The 2,827-nt window shown below is 61.9% G+C and carries 1 protein-coding gene; it reads right to left on the bottom strand.

What is annotated here, in order from left to right; genetic code table 11:
• Positions 1-2,827: condensation domain-containing protein (locus ACX9NE_RS29160; protein ID WP_459365244.1), on the bottom strand; the 2,827-nt coding region annotated here is incomplete at both ends.

The raw sequence follows: 2,827 nt of genomic DNA, 5'->3' as shown, positions 1-2,827 counted from the left end.
CACCCGCTCAAACCGGTCGATCAGAGTGCAGATACCGGCCTCATCAAACACATCGGTCGCGAATGCGACACGAAACCCGAGTTGCCGGCCGGGCAGCGCCTGCATGACGAGGGGGTAGTGAGTGGATTCACGGCCAGTCATCTCGGTGATAGTCAGGTCATGGCCCTCGAGCAACGTGACGCTGTCGATCGGATAGTTTTCGTAGACGAACAAGGTGTCGAACAGCCTGTCGTGACCGGTGATGCGATGGATGTCGGTCAGCGACACGTGTTGGTGTTCCAGCGTGTCGTGGTAATTGTGCTGGAGTTGGGCCAACAGTTGCGCAGCCGTGGTGGTCGCGGTAAAGGTAGCGCGCACCGGCACTGTGTTGATGAAAAGGCCGACCATCGATTCCACCCCGGCCAACTCCGCCGGTCTTCCGGCCACCGTCATCCCGAACACCACATCGTGTTGGCCGGTCAACCAATTGAGCAGGCACGCCCATCCGGCCTGCAGCACAGTGCTCACGGTGGTGTTGTGCTGACGCACTATTTGGGTCAGCGCGTCGGTGGTCGCTTCAGACAGGGAGAACGATTTGACGCCTTTGCTGGTCAGGTCTGACGGGTCGGGGGGACCGACCAGGGTGGGTGCGGTCAAGCCCGACAGCAGCCTGCCCCACACCGTCTGCGCGTGATCGTGGTCTCGCGAGGCAAGCCAGTGCACAAAGCTGCGGTAGGGAGCCGGAGTGGGCAGTGGCAGCTTTTCGTAGCTCGCCAAGATCTCACGCAACAAGATCGGCAGCGACCAACCATCCAGCACGATGTGGTGATTGGTCACTACCAGCCGATACTGATCCGGCGCTGTGCGAATCAATGCCGCGCGAAAAGGCGATGCATGGGTCAGATCGCTTACGGCGGCACGTTCATCGGCACATATCTGCCGGATACGTTCGTCGTGTCCGCCTTTGTCAGCCAAGTCGACGTAGCGCCAACCCACCACGGGATCATCCAAAATGATCTGCACCGGCTGCGGATCGATAACGAACCGAGCCGCCACATTGGGGTGGCGGTTGATCACCGCTTGTACGGCATCATTCATGCGCTCGGGGTCAACTTGCCCTTTCAGCCCAACATCGATTTGCGGCAGGTAGGGACCTGTTGCGCCCTGCCCCCGGTCGCCGCCACGGTAGGCGTGGAAGAGCAAGCCCTCCTGCAGCGGAGTCAGCGGCAAAATGTCGGCAATTTGGTATTGCCGTTCAAGCTGATCGATCTGTTGTTGGTTCAGCCCAGTCAGGGCGACGTCGCTGGGCGTCAAGCCGTGTCCGCCACGGTGGACACAAGCACAAATACCGCCCAACGCCTCGAACCAGAGTTGGCTCACCCGAGCGATTTCTGCACCGTCTAGCTTGGAAGACGCCCACGTCCAATGGGCATGTAGCAGCGGACCGGCCTTCGTGTCGACCGCAACCGCGTTCAGGTCGACGGTATGCGTCAGCGACATCGGTATCGCCGCTCGCGCCGGATCGCTGAAAACCTGGTCACCACCAGCGATCTGCCACATGTCGGCCGGGCGCGTCGAATCTGCGGCAACGCCCAGACGACCCAGGTAGTTGAACCCGATCAACGGATCAGGCCCGGTCAGTTCCACCTCGGTGTTCAGATAGCGCAGCAGACCATAACTCAGACCGTCAGGAACGGCTCGGAGCTGTTCTTTGACTACTTTGATCACCTCCGCCAGCGCCGGTGCCCCATCGCGGACCTGCTGCCAATGCAGCCGATCCACTACCAACGCGATGGGGTACTTGCTGGTGAACCACCCCACCGTGGACGACAGATCAATATCGGGGCCCAGCTCCTCGTCGCGGCCATGACCTTCGACGTCGATACCGATCGGAACACCGGCGCAACCCAGAAATTCCGTCCACGCCAACCCAAAAGCGATCAATAAGATGTCATGCACGCCGGCATGAAAGGCCGCAGGTACCTCACCTAGCAGCGACCGGGTGGTGTCGACGTCCAACGACATCGACATCTGCCCGGCACTGACATACGTATCCACGGCCGGGTCCACCGCGGCCAGCGCCGCGCCGGCGGCCGCTATGCGTTGCCAGGCTGGCAGCTGATCGACCACCGCCGCAGAGCGCGCGTACTCACCTAGCACTGCGGCCCAGGAGCGAAACGACGTTCCTGCGACCGGCAAGGTTATCGGCTGTCCTGCACGGCGCTGGTCCCACGCCGCATTCAGGTCATCAAGCAAAATCCGCCAGGACACCCCGTCGACGGCCAAATGATGAATCACCAACACCAACTCGACCGTCGAGCGCACCCAAACCGCGCTGAGCATCACCCCCGCGGCCGGATTCAGCCGGTGACGGGCGGCCACCAACACATCGTCGGACAACACCGGAACGCATTCGAAACATTCATTCGCCTCTACCGCTCCCGGTTCGGGCACAGCCAATGACCACGGACCACCGGCGGCTCCGTAACCATCGGCCCGCAACCGCAGCATGGCATGACGATCCAACAACGCCTGAACCAAGTCGACTGCATCGGCGTGGCTCACTCCCCTTGGAGCGCGCAACACCATCGTCTGGTTGAACTGCTCAACCGAGCCGCCCACGGTTGCCAGCCAACGCATGATCGGCGTCGCCAAAACCTCACCAATACCCTGATCGATCGTCCTGTCACCCCCGCCGGCCATCACAGCAACGCGGGCCACCCCGGCCACAGATCGCTCAGAGAAAATGTCGCGGGGTCGGCAGACCACACCTGCAGCCCGGGCCCGCGCGACCACCTGCATCGACGAGATGCTGTCACCACCCAGGTCGAAGAAGGAGTCATCGACG

Source organism: Mycobacterium sp. ML4 (assembly GCF_054515735.1).
This window is presented reverse-complemented; position numbering and strand designations above follow the sequence as displayed.